Genomic DNA, 26,811 nt, shown 5'->3' with positions numbered 1-26,811 from the left:
CCGCGATGGAGACCGCGGCCTATCCGGTGAGCGCCGCGAGCGCGAACAGGGCTGCACCGGTTGCGAACGCCACGTTGAGCCCGTGGACCATCGGATGGTTGACGCGCAGCCACACGAACTGGGTGGCCAGGCGCAGTGCCCAGAATCCGGACATGCCGAGCAGCAGCGCGTGCCCCAGCGGCGTATCGGCCAGTTCGCGGGGATGCCGCAGGCACAGCACCGCGACGAGCAGGAACACCCAGACCAGCTGCACGTTGGCGATCTGCAGGATCGCGCGATTGGGCAGCGTGGTGCCTTCCAGCGTCCGCGGCCATTTGAAGAGGGCCCAGAACGCCAGGTGGAACAGGGCGAACCCCAGGCTGTGGATGGCGCACAGCAGGAGCAGCGTCTGCGTGGTCACGGCCGCGCGGGCTTCGGCGCAGAGGCCATCAGGCGCCCCCTGGCATGCATGGCTGCGGCTCAGGCCGCCTCGCGCGTCCCGTCCGGGCGATGCAGGTCGCGGTAGCCCGCCGAGCGCAGCTCTTCGGTATCGAAGTCGTCGACCGTGATCGCGTCGAGGGTCATCACGCGCAGCTCTTCCAGCTGCGTGCGCTCTTCGGCGGTGATCCAGCCTTCGCGTACGCCCTCGTCAAGCTGGCTGGCGAAGTCCAGGGCCTCGATGCCTTTGTTCTTCAGCGCCTTGAGGAACTTGCGCTCCACCGGCTCGGCGGCAACGGCCGCGGCCAGGTAGCTGTTGATCCGGCCCGCCGGGTTGTTCGCGCCCGGCGTGGTGAACACCCCTTGGGCCAGGCGATCGCGGGCTTCGTTGGGCGTCATCAGCAGCGCGGCGACGCGGTGGCCGAGGCGATCGCCGGGGGCTTCCGCGCGGCGTCCCAGCGGGAAGATCAGCAGCCACATCAGCCAGCCCACCGGCCGGATCGGGAAGTTCCGCAGGGCCGCGGAAAGCGCGGTTTCGATCTGGTGGATGCTGTCGTGGTAGGCCCAGGCCAGCAGCGGCCGGTCGGCCACGGGCGCGCCCTCATCGTGGTAGCGCTTGAGGATGGCGCTGGTCATGTACAGGTGGCTGAGCACGTCGCCCAGGCGGCCCGACAGGGATTCCTTGAACTTCAGCTTGCCGCCCAGCATCAGCATCGACACGTCGGCCATCAGCGCGAGGTTGGCGGAGTGGCGGTTGAGGCGGCGGAAGTAGCGCTTCGTGTAGTCGTCGCCCGGCGCCTTGCCGAAGCGCGAGCCGGTGACCGCGAACCAGATCGAGCGCACGGCGTTGGAGATCGCGTAGCGGATGTGCCCGAACAGGGCGGAGTCGAAGGCCTCCAGGCCCGCGCGCTCGTCGGGGTCCTGCGCCGCCTTCATCTCCTTCATCACCCACGGATGGCAGAGGATCGCGCCCTGGCCGAAGATCAGCAGGCTGCGGGTCATGATGTTGGCGCCCTCGACCGTGATCGCGATCGGCGAGGCCTGCCAGGCGCGGCCGGCGAAGTTGCGCGGCCCGAGGATGATGCCCTTGCCGCCGATCACGTCCATGACGTCCCTGGCGACCTCGCGGCCCATCTCGGTGCAGTGGTACTTGGCGATCGCCGATGGCACCGCCGGCACGTCGCCACGGTCGACGGCGGCGGCGGTGGCCTGCGACAGCGCGCTGATCGCATAGGCCTTGCCGCCGATGCGGGCCAGGGCCTCCTCAACGCCTTCGAAGCGGCCGATCGACAGGCCGAACTGCTTGCGAATGCGCGCGTACGCACCGGTGGTGATGGCGCCGGACTTGGCGCCGCCGCTGGCGGTGGAAGGCAGGGTGATCGAACGCCCGATCGACAGGCACTCGCTGAGCATGCGCCAGCCTTCGCCGAAGCCGTTTTCCTCGCCGATGATCTGGCTCAGGGGCACGAACACCTCGTGCCCGCGCACGGGTCCGTTCTGGAACGGCGAGTTGAGCGGGAAGTGGCGGCGGCCGACGTCCATGCCTTCGACCCCGCGTGGCACCAGGGCAAGGGTGATGCCGATGTCGCGCACGTCGCCGAGCAGGCCGTCCGGGTCGTACATGCGGAACGCCAGGCCGATCAGCGAAGCCACCGGAGCCAGCGTGATGTAGCGCTTGTCGAAGGTGAGCTTGACGCCCAGCACCCGGGCGCCGTCCCACTCGCCCTTGCAGACGATGCCGAAGTCGGGGATCGAGGTCGCGTCGGAGCCGGCGAACGGACCGGTGAGGGCGAAGCAGGGCACATCGCGGCCGTCGGCCAGGCGCGGCAGGTAGTGGTCCTTCTGCGCCGGGGTTCCGTAGTGCATCAGCAACTCACCCGGGCCCAGCGAGTTGGGTACGCCCACGGTGGAGCTGACCACGCTGGAGATCGTGGCGAGCTTCTGGATCACCTTGTGGTGCGCAAGCGCGCTGAAGCCGAGGCCGCCGTATTCCTTCGGGATGATCATCCCGAAGAAGCGCTGGTCCTTCATGAACTGCCACAGCTCCGGCGGCAGGTCGGCGCGGACGTGGGTGATGTCCCAGTCGTCGGTCATCGCGCACAGCTGCTCCACCGGGCCATCGAGGAAGGCCTGCTCTTCCGCGGACAGTTCGGGCTTCGGCTGCGACATCAGTACGTTCCAGTCCGGCGCGCCCGAGAACAGCTCGCCCTCGAAGCCGACCGAGCCGGCCTCCAGTGCGATGCGCTCGGTCTGCGACAGCGGCGGCAGGATCTTCCGGTAGAACTTCAGCAGGGGTGCGGTGACCAGCGGCTTGCGGATCATCGGCAGCAGCAGCGGCACCGCCACCAGCGCGGCGATGGCGATCGCGACCAGGGTGGCGGTGATGTTCGCGCCAAGCAGCCAGCAGGCGGCGAGGCCGGCGGCGGTGATCGCCGCCCAGGTGGCCAGGCGCATCCGGTGGTAGGCGGCGAACGCGCCGACCAGCAGCAGGACGAGGAAGGGGACGACGATACTCATGGCACGGTCTCCGCGAGCGTTGCGCTCGCCTTCGGCTGGTGGGAGCCAGTGTGCACCCGGCGCCAGGCGCGGGTTGCCTCACTGGCCATACGGGTCAGTATGGATTTTGCAGGAAGTACTGTCAACGCCGCGAGGCGGCCGATACTGTCCCGCACGCCGGCGTATGGATACACTCCGGGGAATGAAGAAAACCGCCGCGAAAAGCGAACGCAGCCGGCTCAGTGCCGAGGACTGGGCCGAGGCCGCGCTCGACCTGATCGCCGAACAGGGCGTGGCCGCGGTGGCGGTCGAGCCACTGGCCCGCCGGCTGGGCGTCACCAAGGGCAGCTTCTACTGGCATTTCCCCTCGCGCGACGCGCTGCTGCAGGCGGCGCTCGAGCGCTGGGAGGCCCATGAGGAGCATGACGTCTTCGGCAAGCTGGAGGCGGTGTCCGACCCGCGCGAACGCCTGCGCGCGCTGTTCCAGATGGTCGCGCGCGAGTTCAAGTCGCACGTGGTCTACAGCGCCCTGCTCAAGGCGCCGGACCACCCGGCCGTGCAGCCGGTGATCGACCGCGTCTCGCAGCGTCGCCTCGACTATCTCACCGCGTCCTTCCGCCAGGCCGGACTGGGCCGCACCGACGCCCGGCATCGCGCCCGGCTGACCTACGCCGCCTACGTCGGCTTCCTCCAGCTCAACCTGCAGCTGCACCAGGCGCGGATGCCGCAGGAGGAGTTCGACGAATACGTCGAACACCTGATGGATACGCTCGTCCCCCGCTGAGCGGCGTGGCGCGCCCGGCGGCCCGCGATGGGGATTGTCTTTGACGCACTGCAGCACGGGGGCGCGGGCTGCGCTGGATAGAATTGCGTGTCCAGCCTGAAAGCAGCGCACTTCGGAGGCGCGAGACATGAATGCAGTTCCCCAGCAGGGCGCGAACGCGACGCCCGGCACCCGGCTTGCGTCCCTGCAGCAATGGGTCGACGAAGTCGCGGCGCTGACCCGTCCCGACCGCATCGTCTGGTGCGATGGCAGCGATGCCGAAGCGGCCGCGCTGCAGGAGGCCATGATGGCCGACGGCACCCTGCTGCCGCTCAACCAGGACACCCATCCGGGCTGCGTCCTGCACCGCTCCAGTCCCGATGACGTCGCCCGGGTCGAACACCTGACCTTCGTCTGCCACGAGCGACGCGAGGATGCCGGCCCCAACAACCACTGGATGGCCCCGGCCGAGGCCCACGCCAGGATCGATGCCCTGTTCGACGGCTGCATGCAAGGCCGCACCCTGTACGTGGTGCCCTACTGCATGGGGCCGATCGACTCGCCGCTGGCGCGTTGCGGCGTCGAGATCACCGACTCGCCCTACGTCGTCGCCAACATGCGGGTGATGACGCGCATGGGCGCCGACGCCCTGGCGCGCATCGAGCGCGAGGGCCTGGAGCATGTCGCCCGCGGGGAGCCCGACACCTTCGTCCGTGGCCTGCATTCAACCGGCGAGCTCGACCCGAACCGCCGCTACATCATGCATTTCCCCGAAGAGCTGGCGATCAAGTCCTACGGCTCCGGCTACGGCGGCAACGCCCTGCTGGGCAAGAAGTGCCACGCCCTGCGCATCGCCTCGCACCAGGCCCGCAACGAGGGCTGGCTGGCCGAGCACATGCTCATCGTCGGCATCGAGAACCCGCAGGGCGAAGTCCATTACGTCGCCGCGGCCTTCCCGAGCGCCTGTGGCAAGACCAACCTGGCCATGCTGATCCCGCCGGAGTCCTACCGCGAGAAGGGCTGGAAGGTGTGGACGGTCGGCGACGACATCTGCTGGATGCATCCCGGCGAAGACGGCCGGCTGTGGGCGATCAACCCGGAGGCCGGCTTCTTCGGAGTGGCTCCCGGCACGTCGGAAAAATCCAACCCCAACGCCCTGGCTTCGATCCAGCGCGACACCATCTTCACCAACGTCGCAGTCACCGACGACGGCCAGCCCTGGTGGGAAGGCCTCGACAAGCGCGTGCCGGCGAAGGATTGGCAGGGGCGTGACTTCGACCCCGCCAAGGGTCCGGCGGCGCACCCGAACTCCCGCTTCACCGTCAGCGCGAAACAGTGCCCGACGTTCTCCCCGCACGCCGAGGATCCGCAGGGCGTGCCGATCAGCGCGATCGTCTTCGGTGGCCGCCGCTCGGGCCTGGTGCCGCTGGTCTTCGAGGCGCGCGACTGGGCGCACGGTGTGCTCGTGGGTGCGGCGATGGCGTCGGAAACCACGGCCGCGGCCACCGGCGCGGTCGGCGTGATGCGCCGCGACCCGATGGCGATGAAGCCGTTCTGCGGCTACAGCTTCGCCGACTACTTCGCCCACTGGCTGTCTTTCGACCAGCCGGGTGCGAAGCTCCCGAAGGTCTTCCACGTCAACTGGTTCCGCAAGGATGCCGGCGGCCGCTTCATGTGGCCCGGTTTCGGCGACAACATGCGCGTGCTGGAGTGGATCATCGGCCGCGTCGACGGCGGCGCGAAGGCCGATGCGGCAGTGATCGGCCACGTTCCGGCAGAGGGCGCGCTCGATCTCGATGGTGCCGACGTGTCCGCGGATGCGATGGCCGAGCTGCTACGGGTGGATGAAGCCGGCTGGAAGGCCGAGGCCGCCAGCGTGGCGTCCTACCTTGACGAACTGGGCGTTCCGGGCGATTCGGCGCTGCGCCTGAGCCTCGAGCCGTTGCAAGGCGTCGCGACAGCGAGCTGAGGCGGGCCGGACCCGTTGGCAGCGTGGCTGCCAACGGGCGGGGCCGCGGAGTGGCGGTCACGCGCAGTCGATGCCGGCCGCTTCCAGCATGGTCCTGAGCGGCCCGAGCCGGTGTTCGTAGCGTTTCCACCGCCCCAGCGCGGTGGTGTACATCGGTGCCCGTACCTGCACCGCGCTCGCAGTGGAGACGGGCGTGGTGTTTTTCTCGAACGCCAGGCAAGCGTCGTCCCATTCAAGCCCGCAGTGGGAGATGATCGCGCGGCTGTTCCGCTCCTGCTCCAATACCAGCGACTCGTACTGGACCTCGAAGATCCGTCCGGGGAATGCCGCCTTCCAGTGCGCCATCAGCCTGTCGAACAGGATGTAGTAGTGCCCGATGTCGAGCAGGTCGTAGGAATAGTCGAAATAGGGCGATTCCGGCGCGAACAGCTGCCTGAAGTTGCCGAGACAGGTATCGAGCGGGTGCCTGCGGACACAGATCAGCTTCGCCTTTGGCAGTGCGCAGGCGATGTATCCGAGGTACAGGAAGTTGTGTGGGAGCTTGTCGGTGAAATGGGGCGCGGAGCCCGTGAAAGAGCGGGTGCTGGCGACGTAGTCGTCCCCGAGCTTGCGCCAGTCCAGGGCATCCGTTCCCGCGCCGGCGATGTGTGCCGGGTTGAACATCTCGAACCCCGGGCCGCCCATGGCACGCTTCCAGACAGAGGCGAAATTGTGCAGTTCACCGGCGGACTGGACCTTGGGATGGCTGGACACGATGCGGTCCACGAGGGTGGTCCCGGTGCGCGGCATGCCGACGATGAAGATCGGGTCGACCGCATCGCTGCCGCGAATGGCCGGAACAGGGCAGGGGGGCGGGAAGGCCGAGGCCAGCGCATCGAATAGCGCTTCGTCCTTTGCCGTTGAATATTGCAGCAGGTGCCCTGGTGCGCCCTTGCCGGTGACCCAGCGATCAAAGGCGCCATCGTGGTCGCCGATGTCCTCGAGCTCCTTGGCCAGCGCCATGTTCAGGAACGTGGTCGCGGTGACCTTGCCCTCGGCAGCCGTGGCCAGCGCCGACAAGCGTTCGATGTGGTTGGACTCCGTCGTTTGCCTGCGCAGTTGCGACAGGGAATGGTGGGCCCGCCAGTGATGCGGATCAAGGCGGACGCTGGCCTCCAGCTCACGCTCGGCGCCATCGATGTCGCCCAGGAAGGTCAAGGCGGTGCCGAGGTTGAAGCGGAGCCCCGCATTGTCTGGATCCAGGCGTATCGCCTGTCGAAAAGCGGCTGCCGCACGTTCATGGGCGTTGCACTGGACAAGGACGACCCCGAGGGTGTCGAAGCCGAGCGCGTGCTCGGGATGAAGAAGGGCTTCGGCCTGGCCAGCTGCATCGAGGGCCGCATCGTAGTCCTGCGACGACGCGCAGGCCCTTGCCAGGTACAGGTGGAAGTCGGGGCGCCGCGGGTCGAGGGCGATGGCCTGCCTGAAGTGAGCCTGCGCGCCGATGGCGCCGTGCTGTTCAAGCAGGGCCACGCCGGCGATGAAATGGATTTCCGGGTCGGCTGCGCCAAGGTCGATCAGGCGCAGGGCTTGCGAATGCGCTTGGCCCCATTGCCGGCGGTTCAGGGCGGCAATCATCTGTTGCTTGGGGACGCCGGTGTCCATGGATGGTCGTTAACCTCGTGTTTTCAAAGGCGAAAAAAACTACAGCCCCTTTCGGGGCTGTAGCGTCAAGCGTAGCGGAAGTTCAGAGGATCAGAACTTCTGCTGGTAGCGCATGTAGATGAAGCGTCCGATGTCGTGGCCACCGTAGAACGCGAAGCCCGAGTTCGGAGCCGAGAAGTAGACCGGCGGATCCTTGTCCAGCACGTTGTTGGCACCCACCGCGATGCGGGCGTTCCACGGAGCATTCCAGCTGACCTGCAGGTCGTTGAACGTGGTCGAACCGACCTCGTTCTGCGACACGATGTTGCCCAGGGTGTCCGGAGCCTGATAGTTCGGGAGCGAGCAGTGCTCTTCGAAGTAGCAGCCTTCCTTGGTGCCCGAGTTGTAGCGCATGCCCCAGCTGACCGCGAAGTCATTCAGGGCCCAGCTCAGGTTGAGGTTCGAGCGGACCCGGAAGGTGCCGCCGAAGCCGTTCGCCTGGCCCGGGATGACGCCTGCATCGTCGGTGGACTTGACCTCATACAGGCTGACGTAGGTCGTGGCCCAGCGGGCACCGAACCGGCCGTAGTCGGTATCCATGCTGTAGTTCACGTCGAGGTCGAAGCCTTCGGTCTCGACGTAACCCGCGTTGCGCGAGCCGTACAGCAGCTCGGTGACGATGTTGCCCTGGCCGGGGTCACGCGAGAACAGTCCGCAGCGGCTTTCGATCAGGCTCACGTAGCAGTCGCTGAGGATGTCGTTCGGGTGGTCGCCAACCACCGTGTTCTCGATCAGGATGTTCCACCAGTCCAGCGCCACGCTCAGACCCTGCACCTGGCTGGGGCTGTACACGAGGCCGATGGTCTTGGACTCGGAGAACTCCGGCTGGAGCAGGGGGTTGGAACCCGAGGTGAACGCGACCGGAGTCTGAGCGCCAGGCGTGGTGGTGGGCACGAAGCCCTGCTGCAGCTGGCGGTAGCCGACGGGCACGTCCTGGAGGCAGCGGGCCGTACCGGCGGCGGAACCGTAGAGCGTGTCGCAGGGGTCGCGGAAACCGGTGGTGAAGGTATCCGACGTACCGCCGTACAGGTCGCCGATGGTCGGGGCGCGGAAGCCCTCGGCCCAGGTGCCCCGGACCAGCAGGTCGTCCATCGGACGCCACTTCACACCGAACTTGTTGTTGGTGGTGTCACCGAAGGTGTCGAAATCCGAGTAACGGCTGGCAACGTTGAGGCTCAGCTCCTTGGCGAAGGCCATATCGGCAAGGATCGGAATGTTCAGCTCGAGATAGACCTCGTCGACCGAGTACGAACCGTAGGTCGGACCCGACGCCAGGTTGGTGGAGTCACCCGACTGCGCGATGGAGTCCGGAGTGAAGCCGCCCTCTTCCTTGCGGTACTCGTAACCCACGGCGAAGCCCAGGTCGCCGGCCGGCAGGGTGAACAACGAACCCGCCAGGTTGGCGTAGTAGTTGTTGGTCTCGGTCTTGCCGCTCGCGTGCTCTTCCTTGAACAGATAGTTGACCAGCGACGGATCGTCCAGCGAGTTGGCCACGGCGCCCGTGCCGAAGCCGGCAAAGGGGTTCCACGGCACGCAGCCGGCGATGACGTTACCCGGGGTACCGCAGACGATCTGGCCCTGGCCGTTCATGAACGACGGACCCACTGCGTCGCGGACCGCGGGGATGTAGAAGTTGCCGTTGTTGGTGATGTAGGTGTCGGCCTCGTTGTACATGTAGCCGACGTCCCAATCGAAGTAGCGCTCGCCGATTTCGAACGAGCCTTCCAGCCCCGCGTTCAGGCGCCACGTGGTCTGATCGGTTTCGGTGGTGCGCGGCACTTCCCAGCCGCGACGGCGCCAGTTGACCGCGGACGCGCCGCCGGTCGGGTTGAAGTAGCTGTCCGCGGCCATCGGAGCACCGAGGGCCCCTGACTGGGTCGGGTAACCCGCGATCTGTCGGTCCGACTCGCGCTTGGTGTAGCCCATGTCGGCAACGAAGCGGATGTTGTCGGTCAGGTCATAGTTGGCGTTGACGAACAGCGCGCGGCGCTTGAGCGGCGTCATCGCGTGCATCTGGTCGGACGGGATGCTGGTGTCCGCATCGGTCTGGTCGTGCCAGCCGCCGGGACCGATGGTATCGCTGCCGCGGTCGGCAACCTGCCAGGGATCGGTGTTGGCGGCACTCGGGAGACGCCAGTTGCCCCACTGCCCGACGGGCGTGGTGCTGTACTGCGGATAGCCCGGGTAGCTGTCCTTGGAGAACCAGCGGTTGCGCGCCCACACGCCTTCTTCCTTGTGGGATTCGGCAGCGATGGTGACCGAGCCGCGGTCGCTGGTCATGCCGACCAGGAAGTCGTAGGTCTGCTTCGTGCCGTCGCCTTCGCCGTACTGGCCGAAGTAAGCGTTGGCCTCGGCACCCTCGAAGTTCTTGCGGGTGATGATGTTGATCACGCCGGCCATGGCGTCCGAGCCATAGATGGAGGAGGCACCGTCCTTCAGGACGTCGATGCGATCAACCATGATGGTCGGGATGGTGGAGATGTCCTGGAAGCCATCGGGGCTGATGCCCAGGCGCTTGCCGTTGACCAGCACCAGGGTGCGCTGTGCACCGAGGTTGCGCAGGTCGATGTACTGGCCGCCAGCTTCGGCGTTGGCGGTCAGCGGCGAGGTGCGGCTGAACGTCGGGGAACCGGCCGACGGGATGTTCGCCAGGATATCGGCAACGGTGTTGAAGCCGCCGGCCTGGATATCGTCGCGGCTGATGGTCATGACCGGCTGGGCGGTTTCAACGTCAACCTGGCGGATGCGCGAGCCGGTGACTTCGATGCGGTCCAGCGTGGTCGCCTGGTCCGTGGAGCTGGCTTCCTGTGCAAATGCTGCACCAGTGCCCACGAGCGTGGTGGCACCTGCAACGAGCGCGAAAGTGATCGCGTCGCGGAGCTTGGTGGTCTTAAAGGTCATCTCTCTCTCCGAGTGAGTCTTGGGTAAATCCCATGGGAACCCCACCGGTGGAGTCAAGACAGACACCAAGCCCGGCAAGGCCGCTGCCGATAGTAGCTCCGCCTGAGCAAAAATTAAAGTGTTGTTAATAATTGCGCGCTCCGCCAGGGAAGTCTGCGCAAAATCAAGGACTTAGAGGTCCTGCTCGTACCTGATGTAGGGCACGGTGCCTTCTTCGTCACGACCATTGAGGTTCGGCGAGAACGGATTCCGGCCCTTGGTGACGAGATTGTCGGCGCCCACGGTGAGCTGGCCGCTCCATGGCGTGCGCCAGGTGAGCCCCAATCCGACGCCTTCCCACCGGGGCTGGCCCGGGGTTTCGACGACATGGCCGACGATGCTGGCGCCGAAGCGGCCGTAGCCGCCGCCGATCGTCAGGCTGCGCGAGGTCCAGGCGTCGCCGATGCCGAGATGGGTGGCTTCGGCCGGGGTCATCAGCGTGGCTTTCGCCATGGTGCCGGCGATGGCGACCACGCCTTCGCGGCCGATATTGTGCTGCGCGAAGACGGTCAGGTCGTTGACGTCGACCGTGGCGGCGGCGCCGCGGTTGCCCGTGGCAAGCCATGGCGGAAGGGTGCCGTGGCCGCTGCCGGCGCTCAGGCCCAGGCGCGTGTTGGTGCCGGCCTGGAAGGCTGCGGTACCGCTGGCATGGCTGCCGGAGTCGTCTTCGAAGCTGGCGAGCATGCAGTTGTCGGCAAGGTTGCCCAGCGCGCTGGCCAGGCCGGTCTTGCGGTCGCAGAACACGCCCAGGGAATTGCCGGCATCCAGTCCGAAAGCAGCATCAAGCGCGCTGTCGCCGAAGCCCGCGGCCGAATTCGCCTCGGCGGGCTCAAGCAGGAGCAGGGCTTCGATCTTGCCGCTGGACTGGTTCCATACCGGCAGCACGGCCTGGCCGCGCTTGCCCTGCAACGTCTGCCCGTGCGCGCCCGCTGCCACGCCGAGGGCGAGGACAAGGGAGAGGGACAGCTGTGCAAGGCGCGTCTTCATGGCGTGCCGGATAGACCCCTGACAGATGGCGGAAGTTCCGCCTCGATGATGGCTCCGACTCTAGTCGATTCATGTTTTCTTAACAATCCCTCCGCAGTCACTGCAGTCCCGGCGGAGCAGCCATTGGGCTCAGCTTGGCCGTGAAGAGGGCGTGCAGGGCGCCGGCGTCGAATTCGTAGGCCTGGCCGCAGAACTCGCAGCGGACCTGTGCGGTGCCGTCGATCAGGGCGGCCTCGGCTTCGTCCCTGCCCAGCGAAACCATCATCGCCTCGACCCGCTCGCGCGAACAGGAACAGGCGAAGGCCAGCGGCTTGCCGCCTACCACTTCCGGTGACTCCTCATGGAACAGGCGGTGCAGCAGCTCCGCCCCCGGGGTGGCCAGGAGCTCGCCTGCTCCCAGGGTGGAGAACAGCGCGCTGGCACGGTCCCAGCCGTCATCGTCGCCTTCGTCGGCGGGGAGCTTCTGCAGCATCAGTCCGGTGGCGGCGTCCCCGCCGGCGGCGAGCAGGATCCGGGTCGGCAGTTGCTCGGACTGGATGAAGTAGTCCTCGAAGGCCCGCGACAGGTCGGCGGCGTCCAGCGGTACCAGGCCCTGGTAGCGCGCGGCGTCGCGGCTGCCGACGCCGGGGTTTTCGATGGTGATCGCAAGCAGGGCGCCCTCGCCAAGGCCGTCGATCCCGCTGATGTCGCCGGCATCCTCCGCCATGCGCGCGATGCCGCGCAGGGTGCCGGCAGCGGTGCATTCGGCGAACAGGGTGCGCAGCGCGCCCTCGCCGCGCAGCTGCACCGAGAGGCGGCCGTCCACTTTGACGTGGCCGGTGAACAGCGCCGACGCCACCGCGGCTTCGCCGAGCAGCCCGCGCGCCACCGGTGGGTAATCGTCGCTGGATGCGATGCGGCGCCAGGTTTCGCCCAGGTGCACGTGTACTCCGCGCACGCCGGCGCGCGGCAGCAGGAAGCGGGTCAGGTGGTCGTGGGGCTCGGGGGCGTTTGCGGCATCAGTCATGCGGGGGGATCCGTTGCGCGTTGTGGTGGGGCCGTGCGGCTGGATAATCGCCGCATCGACCCGTGCGGGCGAACCGTGGAGATGGGGATGGAGTCGGGAAGGAACAAGGATGACGCGACGCCGTCCGCGTCGCGCCACGGCCGCCGCCGGCGCAGCCGATGGCACTGGTTGTGGAAGCTGCCGTTGCTGCTGGCGCTGGTGAGCGTGGTGCAGGTGCTCGCGCTGCGCTTCATCGATCCGCCGTTCTCGACGTTCATGGCCATCCGCCAGGTCGAGGCGCTGCGCGCGGGGGATACCGGTTTCCGGATCGCCTACGAATGGCGCGACCTCGACCGGATCGCGCCGTCGCTGCCGCTGGCGGCGGTCGCGGCCGAAGACCAGAACTTCGCCGGCCATCGCGGCTTCGACCTCGAGGCGATTGAACGTGCGCGCGCCCACAACGCCCGCGGTGGCCGCACCCGCGGTGCGAGCACGATCAGCCAGCAGTTGGCCAAGAACCTGTTCCTATGGAGCGGGCGCAGCTGGGTCCGCAAGGGGGCGGAGGCCTGGTACACGCTGCTGATCGAGGCGCTTTGGCCGAAGCAGCGGATCCTCGAGGTGTACGTCAACGTGGCCGAGTTCGGCGACGGCATCTACGGCGCGCAGGCGGCGGCGCGCAGTTACTGGGGCAAGGACGCCGACACCCTGACGGACAACGAGAGCGCACGCCTGGCGGCGGTGCTGCCGAGCCCGCGACGCTACAGCGCGCATCGCCCCGGGCCATACGTGCAGCGGCGCGCGCAGTGGATCGAACGCAACATGCGCAACCTCGGCGGCGAGGCCTGGCTCGGGGCGCTGGAGTGACGCCGGTGCACGCTAGGATGTCGGCATGAGCCGTGACCGACTGACCGTGGTGGTGGCCGCCTTCAACGAGGCGGCGGCGCTGCCGGAGCTGCATCGCCGCCTGGCGGCCGTGCTGGCGCGGCTTGCCGCCGCCGATGGCGTGGCCGGCAGCGTGCTGTACATCGACGACGGCAGTACCGACGGGACCTGGGCGGTGATGCGGGATCTCGCCGCCGCCGACGCGCGGGTGTCGCTGCTGCGGCTGTCGCGCAACTTCGGCAAGGAGGCGGCGCTGACGGCCGGGCTGGATCGCGTGGTTTCGGGCGCGGCCGTGATCCTCGACGCGGACGGCCAGGATCCGCCGGAACTCATTCCGGAGCTGGTCGCGCGCTGGCGCGAAGGCTTCGACGACGTGCACGGCACCCGGCTGGCGCGCGAAGGCGACGGCTGGTTCAAGCGCGCCTCGGCACACCTGTTCTATCGCGTGATGCAACGCCTGTCGAAAACCCCGGTGCCGGCCGACACCGGTGATTTCCGCCTGCTTTCCCCGCGCGCGCTGGCCGCGCTGCGCGAACTGCGCGAGCGCCACCGGTTCATGAAGGGCCTGTTCGGCTGGATCGGCTTCAAGCGCGTCAGCGTTCCCTACCGGCGCGAGCCGCGGCTGGCCGGGCGCAGCAAGTTCAACGCGTGGCGACTGTGGAACTTCGCGCTCGAGGGCATCACCAGCTTTTCCACCGCGCCGCTGCGGCTGGCCACCTATCTCGGCATCGCCACGGCGCTGTTGGCGTTCGGCTATGGCCTGTGGATCATCGCCAAGGCCCTGGTCTGGGGCGATGCGGTGGCGGGCTGGCCGACGATGATGTCGGTGATCCTGTTCCTTGGCGGCGTGCAGCTGATGGCGCTGGGCCTGATCGGCGAATACCTCGGCCGGCTTTACGAGGAGTCGAAGCAGCGGCCGCTCTACCTGGTCGATACCTGGTCCCCGGCCGAAGGGGTATGCTCGGGCGTGCCCCCCACGATCGACGAGCGAGGTCGCGATGCGCACGGTAAGGCAGCTGCTGGAATCCAAGGGTCCTGAGGTCCATGCGATAAGTCCGGATGCGGCGGTGATCGACGCCATCCGGCTGATGGCCGAAAAGGGTATCGGCGCACTGGTGGTGCTGGATGCGGGAGGCGGGCTTGCCGGGATCGTTTCCGAACGCGACTACGCGCGCAAGATCGTGCTCGACGGGCGCTCGTCCAGGGACACGTCGGTGCGCGAGATCATGACCGCCGACGCGGTGACGGTCGGTCTCGACGACGTCGCGCCGGCGTGCATGCAGCTGGTGACCGAGCGCCGCATCCGCCACCTCCCGGTGGTGGTGGACGGCCGAGTGGTGGGCCTGGTCTCGATCGGCGACCTGGTCAAGGCGGTGATCGAGGAGCAGCAGCTCGAACTCGATCACCTGCAGCGCTACATCACCTCCTGAGCGGTGTCCTGCGCCCCTGTGTGGGAGCAGCGGCTATAGCCGCGATCGCCTTGCCATTGCAGGAGCGGCATGGTCGACCGGTAAACCATTCGCGGCTATAGCCGCTGCCACAAATGCAGCTCCTGCAAGTGCGCGCTACCGCGCGTACTCACCGCCGCAGTCGCTGTCTTCGCCGCCGCCAAGCTCCAGCGTGGCCAGCAGTGCTGCCGGGGGCGCGATGCTGGCGAGCGTGAGCGCGATCGCGCCGCGGAGGCCGAGCCTGGCCATGTCGGGACGGAAGCCCGGATCGAGGAAGCTGCCATCGACCACGAGCGGCGAGCGCAGCGCGAGGATGCTGCGGTCCTTGGGCCTGGGCCTGAGCTCCAGGTCCAGCTGCTCCTCGCGCAGGTCGACCGTGCCCTTGCCGACGATGATGGTGTCGCTGGTGTCGAATGCGAGCGCGCGCGCCGTCATCACCCCGTCTTCGACCGCGAAGTCGCCGAAGGCGCAGCGGATCGCCACCTTGCGATCCTTGCCGATCAGGAACTTGAGGGCTTCATAGATATCCAGGCCGGCGAGTTCGACCAGCAGGTTGCTGATCTCGCCGCGGCCCATGCCCAGCGCGATGTCGCCGTCGGCGGTGGCGAGCATGCGGGCCACGGAATTGCCGCTGCCGGCGATGTCGATGTCTCCGCTGATGCTGCCCACCGCATCGGCGGCGAGCTCGGAGTCCGGGAACAGCCGCCCCAGCTCGAGTCCGCGGGCGCTGATCGCGGCGTTGGTGCGGATCGCATCCTTGCGCGCGTCCATGCGCACGGTCGAGCGCACGCGGCCACCGGCAACGCCGAAGTCCAGCGGCTCCAGGCGCAGCAGCCCGGCCTCGAGCACGAGATGCGCGTCCATGTCGTCCAGCGGCCAGCCCGGTGCCTCGATGCGGGTCGCCTTCCAGCGAACGTCCGCGTCCATCGTGCGCAGTTTGTGCAGGTCGTAGGGCGTGTCCGGCAGCAGGCGGCCTTCGGCGGCGCGGGCGGCGGCCTGCGCCTTGAGCTCGGCGTTGCCCGATTCATCACCGTCGCTGTCGGGCGGTGCGCCGACGAAGCCGCCGAGATCGTCGAAGTCGAGCAGTTCGGAATGCAGGTCGCCCTCGAACAGCAGGCGCTCGCCGCCGGTGGTGACCTTCGCCGTGCCACCAAGGTCGCTGTCGCCGACGGTGCCGCTGAAGCCTTCGTAGCGCCAGACGGCGCCGTCGCGGACCAGGCGGCCGTCGAGCGCGTAGCGCGGCGTATGCGGCAAGGCGAGCCCGAGCAGCGGATAGAGGTCTTCCAGGTCCTTGCCCGAAAGCGCCATCTCTACGTCGAACGCGTCCAGCCGGAGCAGCCGGGTGATGGCGCCGCGGGCGTGTGCACTCGTGGCTCCGGCGGTTGCGCGCAGGTCGAGTGCGAACGGCGTATCGCTTGAGCTCAGTTCGAGCGGCGACGCGACCGCGCCGCTGAGTTCGAAGGCCTCGCCGCGCCAGTGGCCATCACCGTGCAGGGTGAGCGGGCGTTCGTCGACGTCTTCGCCCTCGTGGCTGGCTACGGCAAGGTCGATGTCGGTGCCGTTGGCCGCGTCGATGAAGCGCAGGCGCCCCTCGTCTACCAGCAGGCGGTCGATCCGCGGGCCGTCGCCGTTGCCCGGGGTGTCCTTGAAGATCCAGTTGCCGCCCTTGGCGCCGGTCTCCAGCAGCAGGTCGGGCCGGGCCAGGTGGAGCTGGGGAACGTGCGCGCTGCCGGTCAGCAACGAGAACGGGCGCACGTGCAGTTCGAGTGAATCGGCGGTCGCCATCTCGGGCGTGTCGGACCAGTCGGCGTTCCCCAGCACCAGCCTGTCGGCGCGGACGATCGTGGTGAGGCCCAGGTCGACATCGAGGTCGCCGCCGATGTCGAAGCTGCGCCCGGTCTGCGCGGACACCACGCGTTCCACCGGGCCCTTGAACCAGTTCCAGTCCCACAGCAGGAGCAGCACCAGCAGCGCGATGGCGGTCGCCGCGGCGGCGATACGCCAGGGATGCGCGCGGGCGCCGTCCAAGGCCTCGCGATATGCCTCGCGTTGCCGGGGCTCGGGTTGCTGGGGATGTTCCGTCGGCACGCGGCGTTCCGGTGTGGATGCCGGGCCACCTTCCACCGCGGGCGGTAAAACGACGGTGAACGGACGTGGGGGATGTTCAGCCGGGCAGCGTGACCTGGGCCATCACCGCGACGTAATGGCACACGCTGCCGGCGATGCAGAACAGGTGCCAGATCGCGTGCGAATAGGGGATCGATTCGCGATGGTAGAAGACCGTGCCCAGGGTATAGAACACGCCGCCGGCGACCAGCCAGCCGAAAGTCCAGGCGTCGAGTGCGGCCAGTACCGGCTTGATCGCCACCAGCACCAGCCAGCCCATGGCCACGTAGACCAGGGTCGACAGGCGCTTGAAGCGGCCGGTGTAGAACAGCTTGAACACCACGCCGGCAAGTGCCAACGTCCAGATCGCGGCGAACAGGCCCCAGCCCCAGGGCCCGCGCAGGCCGATCAGCGTGAACGGCGTGTAGGTACCGGCGATCAGCAGGTAGATCGCGCAGTGGTCGAACACCTTCAGCCGCCCCTTGAGCACCGGATGCTGGAACGAGTGGTACAGGGTGGAGGCGAGGTAGAGCAGCAGAAGGCTGCTGCCGAATACGATGGCCGCACCAAGCTGCCAGCCGTTGCCGTACAGCGCGGCCAGGGTGATCAACACCGCGCCGCCTGCAAGCGCGGCGGTCGCGCCGAGGCCGTGGGTCAGCGCGCTGGCGAGTTCCTCGCGCCTTTCGCGCAGACTCATGGTGGACACGATGGAATCCCGGGAGGATGAACGGGGTCGATCATGCCATGCGTTGGCGTATAGGAGATGCGGGCAGAAGAGAAAGGGCGAGAGCTTTTTGCCACGGATTTGCGCGGATTACGCGGATCAAGCCAAGACCATGGGTTGCTTCTCGCCTCGACTCACTCCGTCCCGCGAACGCGTGGCAGAACTTCTTGGGCCAGACCCGCGTAATCCGCGCAAATCCGCGGCTGAAAGCTCCTTCGCCTGCTGTGCTCTATCCGTGTAAATCCGCCCTGATCCGCGCAAATCCGTGGCAAAAACGCTCTTCCAGCCCCATCCGTGCGACAGACGCTCAGCCAGCGGCCTGGGTGTGGGCCTGTTCGCGGGTGGCCATGAACTCGACGTCGGGTGAGCGTTCGATGGCGAGCTGGAGGTTGACTCGGGTCGGGGCGAGATAGACCAGCTGGCCGGCGGCGTCGATGCCGAGGTTGGTCGCGTTCTTCTCGCGGAACTCCTCCAGCTTGCGTTCGTTGGCGCAGCGCACCCAGCGGGTGGTCACCACGCCCACCGGTTCGAAGATCGCATCCACGCCGTACTCGGCCTTGAGCCGGTAGGCGGCAACCTCGAACTGCAGCACGCCGATCGCGCCCAGGATCAGGTCGTTGGACATCAGCGGCCGGAAGAACTGCGTGGCGCCTTCCTCCGACAGCTGCGCCAGGCCCTTCTGCAGCTGCTTGAGCTTGAGTGGATCGCGCAGGCGGGCGCGGCGGAACAGTTCGGGCGCGAAGTTGGGGATGCCGGTGAACGAGAATTTCTCGCCCTCGGTGAAGGTGTCGCCGATCGAGATCGTGCCGTGGTTGTGGATGCCGATCACGTCGCCCGGATATGCCTCGACCGCGATCTCGCGGTCGCTGGCCATGAAGGTCAGCGCGTTGGCCAGCTTCATGTCCTTGCCCGTGCGCACGTGGAAGGCCTTCATCCCGGCCTCGAAGCGGCCCGAGCACACGCGCATGAAGGCGACGCGGTCGCGGTGCTGCGGGTCCATGTTGGCCTGGATCTTGAACACGAAGCCGCTGAGCTTCGGCTCACCCGGCGCGACGTCGCGGCCGGTGGTCGCGCGCGGCTGCGGCGAGGGTGCCTGGCGCACGAAGAAGTCGAGCAGCGGCTGCACGCCGAAGTTGTTCACCGCCGAGCCGAAGAACACCGGCGTCTGGCGCCCGGCCAGGTATTCCGCGGAATCGAAGCCGTGGCTTGCTCCCTGCACCAGCTCCAGCTCGTCGCGAAGTTCGCGCAGCATGTCGGCGCCGATTCGCTGCTCCACGCGCGGGTCGTCCAGCGACGGGAAGATCGTCGAGTCCTGGCGGGTGAAGTTGCGGCCCTGCTCGTACAGGTGGACCTCGCCGCTCAGCAGGTGGACCACGCCCTTGAGCCGCTTGCCCATGCCGATCGGCCATGTCACCGGCGCGCACTGGATGCCGAGCACGCTCTCGACCTCGTCCAGCAGCTCGATCGGCTCGCGGCCTTCGCGGTCGAGCTTGTTGATGAAGGTCATGATCGGCGTGTCGCGCATGCGGCACACCTCCATCAGCTTGATGGTGCGTTCCTCGACGCCCTTGGCGACGTCGATCACCATCAGCGCCGAGTCCACCGCGGTCAGCACGCGATAGGTGTCCTCGCCGAAGTCGGCGTGGCCGGGGGTGTCGAGCAGGTTGACGATGCGGCCCTCGTAGGGGAACTGCATCACCGAGCTGGTGACCGAGATGCCGCGCTCCTGCTCGAGCTTCATCCAGTCGGAGGTGGCGTGGCGTGCGGCCTTGCGGCCCTTCACGCTGCCCGCCATCTGGATCGCGCCGCCGAACAGCAGCAGCTTCTCGGTCAGCGTGGTCTTGCCGGCGTCGGGGTGCGAGATGATCGCGAACGTGCGGCGGCGGGCGGCTTCGGCGGAAACGTCAGGCATGGCGGTACGCGCCGCGCTGGCGCCGTCGGGTGTGCGGAAAGTCCGGGATTATACGGGGCTGGTGTGGGTCCAAAGAGCGTTTGCCACGGATTTGCGCGGATCAGGGCGGATTTACACGGATAGAGCAGAGCGGGAGAGAGAGCTTTCAGCCGCGGATTTACGCGGACTACGCGGATCTGGCCGGGGGACTTTTGCCACGCGTTCGCGGAAATGGAAGTAGATCAAGGCGAGGGGCAACCCATCGCCTTGGCTTGATCCGCGTAATCCGTGGCTGAAACGCCTTTTTTCCTCCGCTCTTTCCTGCCTTTGCCCTATCCGTGTAAATCCGCCCTGATCCGCGTAAATCCGTGGCAAAAATGCTCTCCGCTCTTCACTCCACCCCCGCCGCAGCCTCGCTGAAGCGGAGGATCCCGGCCGGGCCGAACATCTTGAAGGGCAGCGACACCAGGCGCATGCCGCGGTTGGCCTGGACGGCGAAGTGCAGGTGCGGGCCGCCGCTGTAGCCGGTGCTGCCGGAGCTGCCGATGCGCTGGCCGCGGCGCACGCGTTCGCCCTCGCGGACCTGCGCGCCGCCCGGGGCGAGGTGGGCGTACACGGCCATGGTGCCGTCGGCGTGCAGGATGCGGATGAAGTTCGCGCGCTCGGTGTCGGCGGGTGAGCCGAGGCCGCCGTTGCGGAAGCGGGCTTCCACCTGCATCACCACGCCGTCGCGCGCGGCCAGCACCGCGGTGCCTTCGGCGACGGCGAAGTCGACCGCATGGCGGTTCTCGTCGTCGCGGTGGCTGAAGGCGCCGCCCCAGCCCTGGCCGATGCTGAGCACGTGGGTCGCCAGCGGCCATGTGTATTCCACGTCACGCGGCTTGGCGCCCGGATGGCCGGGCACCACGTCCAGCAGGAGCAGGGCATCGGCGCGATCCACCCGCGACACCAGCACCCGGCCCCGCGATGGAACGGTGGCGCGTGCAGGCAGCGCGGGATGCGACACGGGTGCACTGCCGCTGGCGCGCAGCACGACCTCGATGGGGCCGGAGAGCAGATTCTCCGCCCAGGCCTCGGGGCCGTGGCCGCGGTCCACCACGTCCAATCGCGCAAGCGGTGCGGGATCCTGGCGCGTGCCTGCAACGGGTTCGGCGGCCCGCGCGGCGCCTGACGGCACGCAGCCCGCGGGCACCGGAATGCACCCTGCAAGCAGGATCGCGGCGGCGAGGAGGGTGCGCATCGGTCAGTGCAGGCAGGCGGTGTCCAGGCGCAGCGCCTCGACGATGTCGCCGAGGTCGAACGCGGTGACCGCACGGTCGTCGTGCACCGCGTACAGCACGCCGCCGGGGAACCGCGGCGTGGCGGCGGCGTGCAGGGCGATGCCGTCGGTGCGCGCCGTGGTTTCGCCATGGAAGCTGCCGACCGGCTCCAGGCTCTCGCGGTCGAAAAGGTGGAAACGCGTCAGCGGCGCCTGCTGGTCCACCGCCAGCCAGTAGCCGGCGGTGGCGCTGCAGGCCCACAACACCACGCCCTCGGCCTCCCCGGTGAACGTGTCTTCGGGCAGGCTGCGTCCGCTCCAGCGGCCGGTGAAGTCGTAGACGTGGATGTTCGACGGGCCGGTCTGGTCCTCCTCGGCGACCAGCAGGCGTTCGTGCGCCGGGTCGCCGGCGATCGACTCGACCATGTTCAGGCGCGCCGGCCCCGCGGTCTCGCCGAAGGATCCGAGATGGGCGGCATCCAGGTGGCCCTGGTCGTCGAAGCGCAGGCGGTAGCGGCGTACGCGCTGCGACAGCTCCTCGGCCGGAGGCACCACGTCGTGGCGCTCGCCGTACATGAAGCTGTCGGTGACGAAGACCTCGAGTTCGCGTGGCGCGCTTTCGTGCAGCCAGATGCCGTAGGGGCTGCGCAGCTCGTCGTGGCCGAAGCTCGCCACAGGCGCGAAGTCCGGCAGCGACAGCAGCTGCACGCGATGGTTGTCACGCTCGACCACGAACAGGATGTCGCCGAAGACCGCCAGGCCGTTGGGACGATTGAACGTACCCGGTGTTTCCCCGCGCGCGCCGACCGTGCGCAGTGCCGCGCCGGACTCGCCGTCGAACACCGACAGGCGGTGGGTGGACTTGCCGGTGGCGAGCAGCCAGGTGTCGCCGTCCCCGGAAACCCAGGTGACCACGGAGTCCAGCTCTTCGCCGTGCACGTCGGGCGAAATCCAAGCCTCGGTGACCAGCACCGAGGCCGGTGTAGCCGGCGACGTCGCGGAAGACTGGTAGGACGGACGGGGCGAAGGGGCGCCGGCGCAGGCGGCAAGCAGCAGGGCGAGCGCACTCGCAACGATGGGTCTCGACATGGCTTGATTATGCGGTGCGCAGCGCGCCTGCGGCGACCGGAAGAAGGACATCTCTTCATCCGCATAAAGCGATTGACATGTGGCGGATGCGCTGCCAAGCTGCCGCCATCCATCGAGACCGGCCGAGGGACAGGCCCGACGACGCCGGGGCAACTGGATGGGGCGCACGCCCCGTCCGCTGTGCCAAGTCCTGCGGGGACCTGTGTGTCCACCGGAAGATGGCTGCGGATCACCCTCGGGGTGGTTCGTCGCGTATTGCCGCTGCTGCGGCGATATCCATCGTTCGGCATGCCCCGCGGCATCGATGGCCTTGTCCACATACGGATATCGCCATGAGCCTCGAAGACCGCGTCGCCCCTGCCTCCACGCTTCCCGCAGCGTGTCCCATCGCACCCGTACCACGGCCTCTTCCCGCGGCCGGGGGGACAGGCCATGCCGCCCTGCGCGGCGAGATCGACGTGGTGCTGCCGATGCGCCATGCCGGTGCCCGCCGCCTTCGCCTGGCCTGGCAGCTGCTTGGGCCCGAAGGCGCGCCGGTGGTGCTGGTGTCGGGCGGCATCTCGGCTGATCGCCACCTCGCCGCCAGCGCCGCGTTCCCGCAGCGCGGCTGGGCAGAGGCGGTCGTTGGCCGGGGCCGCGCACTTGATCCATCGCGCCTGCGCCTGCTCGCCTTCGATCACGTCGGCGCCGACGGCAGCCTCGATGCGGTGATCGACAGCGCCGACCAGGCCGATGCCGCGGCGGTGCTGCTCGATGCGCTCGGCATCGCGCGCCTGCGTGCCTTCGTCGGCTACTCCTACGGCGCCGCCGTCGCACTGCAGTTCGCGGCGCGACACGGCGGGCGCCTGGAGCGGGTGGTCGCGGTCAGCGGTGCGCATCGCGCGCATCCCTGGGCCGCGGCCTGGCGTGCGCTGCAGCGCAAGGCGGTCGCGCTGGGGGGATTGCAGTGTGCGGAAGGGCAGGGCCTCGCGCTGGCCCGGCAGTTCGCGATGCTCGGCTACCGCAGCGGCGATGGTTTCGCGGAGCGCTTCGACGCGCCGGCCGAAGTGGTCAACGGACGCGTCAGGGTGGCATCGGAGGACTATCTGGATGCGGCCGGCGTGCGCTTCGTGGCAAGGACCCCGGCGCTGGCCTGGCAGCGGCTGTCGGAGTCACTCGACCTGCACCGGGTGGCGCCAGCGGACGTGAGGGTGCCGGCCACCGTGGTGGCGGTCGAGGGTGATCCGCTGGTGCCGCTGTCCGACGCGGTGGCGCTGGTGGAGGAGCTGGGGGGGCCGGCCAGCCTTCGCGTAGTGCGTTCGCCCCACGGCCACGACGCGTTCCTGAAGGACGATGGCCGCATCGACGCGATTCTTCAGCGGGCGCTGGCCGCGGAGGTGTCGGCATGAGCCGGCACGACCACGGCCCGGGCCACGAACACGACCCGGGCCACGGCGATGCGACCCGTGCCGTGCGCGCGGGCATCGACCGCGACCAGGCCTTTGGCGCGGTGGTGCCGCCGCTGGTGCTGTCGTCGAACTTCAGCTTCGAAGGCATCGGCGGCAAGCGCGAGTACGACTACACGCGCAGTGGCAATCCGACCCGCGACCTGCTCGGGGCGGCGCTGGCCGACCTCGAGGGCGGCGCCGGCGGCGTGGTGACCTCCAGCGGCATGGCGGCGATCACCCTGCTGCTGCACGCACTGCTCGAACCCGGCGACCGGCTGGTCGCGCCGCACGATGCCTATGGCGGCAGCTGGCGGCTGTTCGAGGCGCTGGCGGGCAAGGGCCACTTCGAGCTGCTCACCGCCGACCTGACCGATCCACGTGCGCTGGCCGACGCATTGGCGACGCGGCCGAAGCTCGTGCTGGTCGAGACGCCGTCCAATCCGTTGCTGCGCGTGACCGACCTGCGCTTCGTGATCGAGACCGCGCACCGCGCCGGCGCCCTGGTGGCGGTGGACAACACCTTCCTGTCGCCGGCGCTGCAGCAGCCGATCGCCTTTGGCGCCGACGCCGTGCTGCATTCGACCACCAAGTACATCAACGGCCACAGCGACGTCGTCGGTGGCGCAGTGGTGGCGGCGACCCCGGAGCTGCATGAGCGCTTCACCTGGTGGGCAAACGCGCTCGGCATCACCGGGGCACCCTTCGACAGCTTCCTCACCCTGCGCGGCCTGCGCACTCTGGACGCACGCATGCGCGTCCACCAGGAGAACGCGGAGGCGGTCGCGCGCCGGCTCGATGCGCATCCGGCGGTGGCGCGGGTCTATTGGCCAGGCCTTGAATCGCATCCCGGCCACGCCGTCGCGGCGCGCCAGCAGAAAGGCTTTGGCGCGATGCTGAGCGTGGATCTGCATGGCGGCGAGGCGGCGGCGCGTGCATTCGTCGACGGGCTGCAGTGCGTCACGCTTGCCGAGTCGCTGGGCGGCGTTGAAAGCCTGGTCGCGCATGCGGCCACGATGACCCATGCGGCGATGACACCTGCGGCCCGCGAGCGTGCCGGCATCGGCGCCGGCTTGCTGCGCCTGTCGGTGGGCATCGAGTCGCTGGCCGACCTGCTCTGCGACCTTGATGCCGCACTCGCGCGCGTCGATGCGGTCCTTGGCGCGATCGCGCGCCGACGGGTGGATGCATGAACGCAGCGGCCATCCATCCACCGCCGGCACGCCCGGATGGGCGATCCGCGGGTGCCGCGCGCCCCTCGCCACGGCTGGCGCTGCTGGGCACGGGCACGGTAGGCAGCGCCTTCGTCGCCCGCTGCGAACGCCTGCGTGGCGAAGGCGTGGATGTTCCCGCGTTTGCCTGGCTGTCCAACTCGCGTGCAGTGAGCGAAACCGGGGATCGGCCGCTGCAGGCGCTGGCCGAGATCGCCGCGGCGCCGGTGCGCCACGGCGCCTGGGCTCCATGGGTGGAGCGCGAAGGCCTGCGCCGCGGCGACGTCGTGGTTGACGCCACGGCGAGCGACCGCGTGGCCGGCTGGCACGGCGAATGGCTGGCACGCGGCGTCCACGTGGTGACCGCCAACAAGCTCGGCAAGGGTTCGGAGCTGGCGCGGGCGGAAGCCATCGCCGTCGCGCAGGCCGAGGGCGGTGCGCACTATGGCGACAGCGCCACGGTGGGTGCAGGCCTGCCGCTGCTGCGCTCGATCGCGGACCTGGTGGCCGGTGGCGACCGCATCCACGCCGTGGAGGGCGTGCTTTCGGGTTCACTGGCCTGGCTGTTCGGACGCTACGACGGCTCCCGGCCATTTTCGACGCTGGTGCGCGAAGCGCGCGAACAGGGCTATGCCGAGCCGGACCCTCGCGTTGACCTGTCCGGCGAGGACGTGCGCCGCAAACTGCTGATACTGGCGCGCGCGGCCGGGCTGCCGCTGGAGCTGCGGCAGGTGCGGGTGGAGTCGTTGCTTGACGGTGCGCTGGCCGCGGCCGGCCCCGACGAGGTGGAGGCGCTGTTGCCAGCGCTCGATGCAAGCCTGCGCAGGCGCCTCCTGCAGGCCCGGGGCAGCGGCGCGCGGCTTTGCTTCGTGGGTCGATTCGACGCCGGCGGCGCCGAGGTGGGCCTGCGCGCGCTGCCCGCGTCGCATCCACTCTGTGCGGGCGCAGGCACCGACAACCTGGTGGCGATCAGCAGCTGTCGTTATGCCACGCAGCCACTGGTGATCCGCGGCCCTGGGGCGGGTGCCGAAGTGACGGCTGCGGCGCTGCTGGATGACGTGCTGAGGACCGTGCGGTCGCTCAGCACTCGATGACGTTCACCGCCAGCCCGCCGCGGCTGGTTTCCTTGTACTTGTCCTGCATGTCGCGGCCGGTGTCGCGCATGGTCTTGATGACTTCGTCCAGCGTCACCTTGTGCTTGCCGTCGCCGCGCATGGCCATGCGCGAAGCGTTGATCGCCTTCACCGAGCCCATCGCATTGCGCTCGATGCAGGGGATCTGCACCAGGCCGCCGATCGGGTCGCAGGTCAGGCCCAGGTTGTGCTCCATGCCGATCTCGGCCGCGTTCTCGATCTGGCTGGGAGTGCCGCCGAGCGCAGCGGTCAGGCCCGCCGCGGCCATCGAGCATGCGACGCCGACCTCGCCCTGGCAGCCGACCTCGGCGCCGGAGATCGATGCGTTTTCCTTGTAGAGGATGCCAACCGCGGCCGCGGTAAGCAGGTAGTCGAACACGCCCTGCTCGCTGGCGCCGGGGCAGAAGCGCTCGTAGTAACGCATCACCGCGGGCAGGATGCCGGCGGCGCCGTTGGTTGGTGCGGTCACCACGCGGCCGCCGGCGGCGTTCTCTTCGTTCACCGCCAGCGCGTACAGGTTGACCCAGTCGAGCACGGTCAGCGGGTCGCGTATCCCGGCCTCGGGGCGTTCGGAGAGCTCGGCATACAGCGCCGGCGCGCGGCGCGACACGCGCAGGCCGCCGGGCAGGGTGCCGCCGTTGGCGATGCCGCGCTGGATGCACGACTGCATGGCATCGTGGATTTCGCGCAGGCCGGCGCGCACTTCATCCTCGCTGCGCCAGGAGGTTTCATTGGCCATCATCAGCTGGGCGATGCTGAGCCCGTGTTCCGCCGCCTGGGCCAGCAGCTGGTCGCCGCTGCTGAAGGGGTAGGGCACCGGCGTGGTATCGGCGACGATGCGGTCTTCGGCGGCCTCGTCCTGGTTGACCACGAAGCCGCCGCCGACCGAGTAATAGTCGCGGGTGGCGATCACTTCCTCGCTGGCGTCGTAGGCGGTGAAGCGCATGCCATTGGTGTGGTGGGGCAGCTTCTGGCGCTTGTTCATCACCAGGTCGCGCTTCTCGTTGAAGGCCACCGGGTGGCGGCCCAGCAGATGGACCTGCTTTTTACCGCGGATGCGTTCGAGCGCGGCGGGGATGATGTCGGGGTCGATGGTGTTCGGGTGCTGGCCTTCCAGGCCCATCAGCACGGCCTTGTCGGTGCCGTGGCCGCGGCCGGTCAGCGCCAGCGAGCCGAAGACCTCGGCGCGGATGCGGGCAACGTCCTGCAGGCGACCGGGTTCATCCAGCCAGTGCTCGACGAAGCGCGCGGCGGCACGCATCGGGCCGACGGTATGCGAGGAGCTCGGCCCGATGCCGATCTTGTAGAGGTCGAACGTGCTGACGGCCATGGCGTCCCGGAAGGGCTGGGGTATTGCCTATGATAGCCGTCGCCGCGTACGGGCCCGTGCGTCGGCGTACCCGAA

Annotated in this window: 20 protein-coding genes and 1 riboswitch; of the genes, 8 read left to right on the top strand and 12 right to left on the bottom strand. The window is 68.5% G+C overall.

All coding sequences use genetic code 11. The features are described 5' to 3' along the window. Window positions 1-19: 19 nt before the first annotated feature. Together ACW7GZ_RS02200 and ACW7GZ_RS02195 are read right to left on the bottom strand one after the other, a co-directional pair. Entirely contained in the window at window positions 20-400 is a 381-nt protein-coding gene (locus ACW7GZ_RS02200; protein ID WP_457001291.1) for a hypothetical protein, read from the bottom strand. Window positions 401-459: 59 nt separating this feature from the next. Beyond that, window positions 460-2,934, bottom strand: coding sequence for an acyl-CoA dehydrogenase (locus ACW7GZ_RS02195; protein ID WP_457001293.1), 2,475 nt, complete (start codon window positions 2,932-2,934; stop codon window positions 460-462). A gap of 181 nt (window positions 2,935-3,115) precedes the next feature. Here ACW7GZ_RS02195 and ACW7GZ_RS02190 point away from each other — a divergent pair, with 181 nt between their 5' ends. Together ACW7GZ_RS02190 and ACW7GZ_RS02185 are read left to right on the top strand one after the other, a co-directional pair. After that, complete coding sequence (locus tag ACW7GZ_RS02190) at window positions 3,116-3,697, top strand: TetR/AcrR family transcriptional regulator (RefSeq protein ID WP_457001295.1); 582 nt, start codon at window positions 3,116-3,118, stop codon at window positions 3,695-3,697. A 127-nt stretch (window positions 3,698-3,824) separates the two neighbouring features. Next, complete coding sequence (locus ACW7GZ_RS02185) at window positions 3,825-5,645, top strand: phosphoenolpyruvate carboxykinase (GTP) (RefSeq protein WP_457001297.1); 1,821 nt, start codon at window positions 3,825-3,827, stop codon at window positions 5,643-5,645. A 57-nt stretch (window positions 5,646-5,702) separates the two neighbouring features. Here ACW7GZ_RS02185 and ACW7GZ_RS02180 read toward each other — a convergent pair whose 3' ends face one another. The 4 genes from ACW7GZ_RS02180 to hslO form a co-directional block, all read right to left on the bottom strand. After that, window positions 5,703-7,289, bottom strand: a complete 1,587-nt coding sequence (locus ACW7GZ_RS02180; protein ID WP_457001299.1) for a sulfotransferase — start codon at window positions 7,287-7,289, stop codon at window positions 5,703-5,705. A 90-nt stretch (window positions 7,290-7,379) separates the two neighbouring features. Further along, window positions 7,380-10,229: a TonB-dependent receptor domain-containing protein gene (locus tag ACW7GZ_RS02175; protein ID WP_457007565.1), complete on the bottom strand. Its 2,850-nt coding sequence runs from the start codon at window positions 10,227-10,229 to the stop codon at window positions 7,380-7,382. Window positions 10,230-10,400: 171 nt separating this feature from the next. Further along, a complete protein-coding gene (locus tag ACW7GZ_RS02170; protein WP_457001302.1) occupies window positions 10,401-11,255 on the bottom strand; it encodes an XOO1806 family protein in 855 nt (284 codons plus the stop codon). A 97-nt stretch (window positions 11,256-11,352) separates the two neighbouring features. Further along, window positions 11,353-12,261 (bottom strand): Hsp33 family molecular chaperone HslO, encoded by a 909-nt coding sequence (hslO, locus tag ACW7GZ_RS02165; protein ID WP_457001304.1) that lies wholly within the window; start codon window positions 12,259-12,261, stop codon window positions 11,353-11,355. A gap of 81 nt (window positions 12,262-12,342) precedes the next feature. Here hslO and mtgA point away from each other — a divergent pair, with 81 nt between their 5' ends. From mtgA to ACW7GZ_RS02150, 3 genes are read left to right on the top strand one after another with little or no spacing between them, the layout of a single operon-like run. Beyond that, complete coding sequence (mtgA, locus tag ACW7GZ_RS02160) at window positions 12,343-13,104, top strand: monofunctional biosynthetic peptidoglycan transglycosylase (protein WP_457002814.1); 762 nt, start codon at window positions 12,343-12,345, stop codon at window positions 13,102-13,104. 25 nt (window positions 13,105-13,129) lie between these two features. Next, window positions 13,130-14,161 (top strand): glycosyltransferase family 2 protein, encoded by a 1,032-nt coding sequence (locus ACW7GZ_RS02155; RefSeq protein WP_457007563.1) that lies wholly within the window; start codon window positions 13,130-13,132, stop codon window positions 14,159-14,161. Further along, window positions 14,121-14,552: a CBS domain-containing protein gene (locus tag ACW7GZ_RS02150; RefSeq protein ID WP_457007561.1), complete on the top strand. Its 432-nt coding sequence runs from the start codon at window positions 14,121-14,123 to the stop codon at window positions 14,550-14,552. The genes ACW7GZ_RS02155 and ACW7GZ_RS02150 overlap by 41 nt, the downstream gene beginning before the upstream one ends. A gap of 135 nt (window positions 14,553-14,687) precedes the next feature. Here ACW7GZ_RS02150 and ACW7GZ_RS02145 read toward each other — a convergent pair whose 3' ends face one another. The 5 genes from ACW7GZ_RS02145 to ACW7GZ_RS02125 form a co-directional block, all read right to left on the bottom strand. Continuing rightward, entirely contained in the window at window positions 14,688-16,598 is a 1,911-nt protein-coding gene (locus ACW7GZ_RS02145; protein WP_457007967.1) for an AsmA family protein, read from the bottom strand. Between the two features lie 136 nt (window positions 16,599-16,734). Beyond that, the gene (gene trhA, locus ACW7GZ_RS02140) at window positions 16,735-17,373 is read right to left on the bottom strand and encodes a PAQR family membrane homeostasis protein TrhA (RefSeq protein WP_457002818.1); all 639 of its coding nucleotides are present in this window, start codon (window positions 17,371-17,373) and stop codon (window positions 16,735-16,737) included. A gap of 334 nt (window positions 17,374-17,707) precedes the next feature. After that, the gene (locus ACW7GZ_RS02135) at window positions 17,708-19,312 is read right to left on the bottom strand and encodes a peptide chain release factor 3 (RefSeq protein WP_457001310.1); all 1,605 of its coding nucleotides are present in this window, start codon (window positions 19,310-19,312) and stop codon (window positions 17,708-17,710) included. Between the two features lie 370 nt (window positions 19,313-19,682). Next, entirely contained in the window at window positions 19,683-20,531 is an 849-nt protein-coding gene (locus ACW7GZ_RS02130; protein WP_457007559.1) for a M23 family metallopeptidase, read from the bottom strand. A 3-nt stretch (window positions 20,532-20,534) separates the two neighbouring features. Next, window positions 20,535-21,638 carry a phytase gene (locus tag ACW7GZ_RS02125; protein WP_457007557.1) on the bottom strand — a complete coding sequence of 368 codons (1,104 nt, stop codon included), beginning with the start codon at window positions 21,636-21,638 and terminating at the stop codon, window positions 20,535-20,537. 106 nt (window positions 21,639-21,744) lie between these two features. Further along, window positions 21,745-21,863: riboswitch (SAM riboswitch) on the top strand. 107 nt (window positions 21,864-21,970) lie between these two features. Here ACW7GZ_RS02125 and metX point away from each other — a divergent pair. From metX to ACW7GZ_RS02110, 3 genes are read left to right on the top strand one after another with little or no spacing between them, the layout of a single operon-like run. Then, entirely contained in the window at window positions 21,971-23,026 is a 1,056-nt protein-coding gene (metX, locus tag ACW7GZ_RS02120; RefSeq protein WP_457001316.1) for a homoserine O-succinyltransferase MetX, read from the top strand. Beyond that, the gene (gene metB, locus ACW7GZ_RS02115; protein ID WP_457007556.1) at window positions 23,023-24,255 is read left to right on the top strand and encodes a cystathionine gamma-synthase; all 1,233 of its coding nucleotides are present in this window, start codon (window positions 23,023-23,025) and stop codon (window positions 24,253-24,255) included. Before metX ends, metB begins: the two co-directional genes overlap by 4 nt. Next, window positions 24,252-25,367 carry a homoserine dehydrogenase gene (locus tag ACW7GZ_RS02110; RefSeq protein ID WP_457007554.1) on the top strand — a complete coding sequence of 372 codons (1,116 nt, stop codon included), beginning with the start codon at window positions 24,252-24,254 and terminating at the stop codon, window positions 25,365-25,367. The genes metB and ACW7GZ_RS02110 overlap by 4 nt, the downstream gene beginning before the upstream one ends. On the opposite strand, the gene ACW7GZ_RS02105 is transcribed toward ACW7GZ_RS02110, so the two are convergent. Then, entirely contained in the window at window positions 25,354-26,736 is a 1,383-nt protein-coding gene (locus tag ACW7GZ_RS02105) for an L-serine ammonia-lyase (RefSeq protein ID WP_457001320.1), read from the bottom strand. The two genes, ACW7GZ_RS02110 and ACW7GZ_RS02105, sit on opposite strands and share 14 nt — an antisense overlap. Between the last annotated feature and the right edge of the window lie 75 nt (window positions 26,737-26,811).

The sequence above is a fragment of the Luteimonas sp. A537 genome (assembly GCF_054052065.1).
The sequence above is the reverse complement of the archived record's forward strand: the minus strand, read 5'-3'. Positions and strand labels throughout refer to the sequence as shown.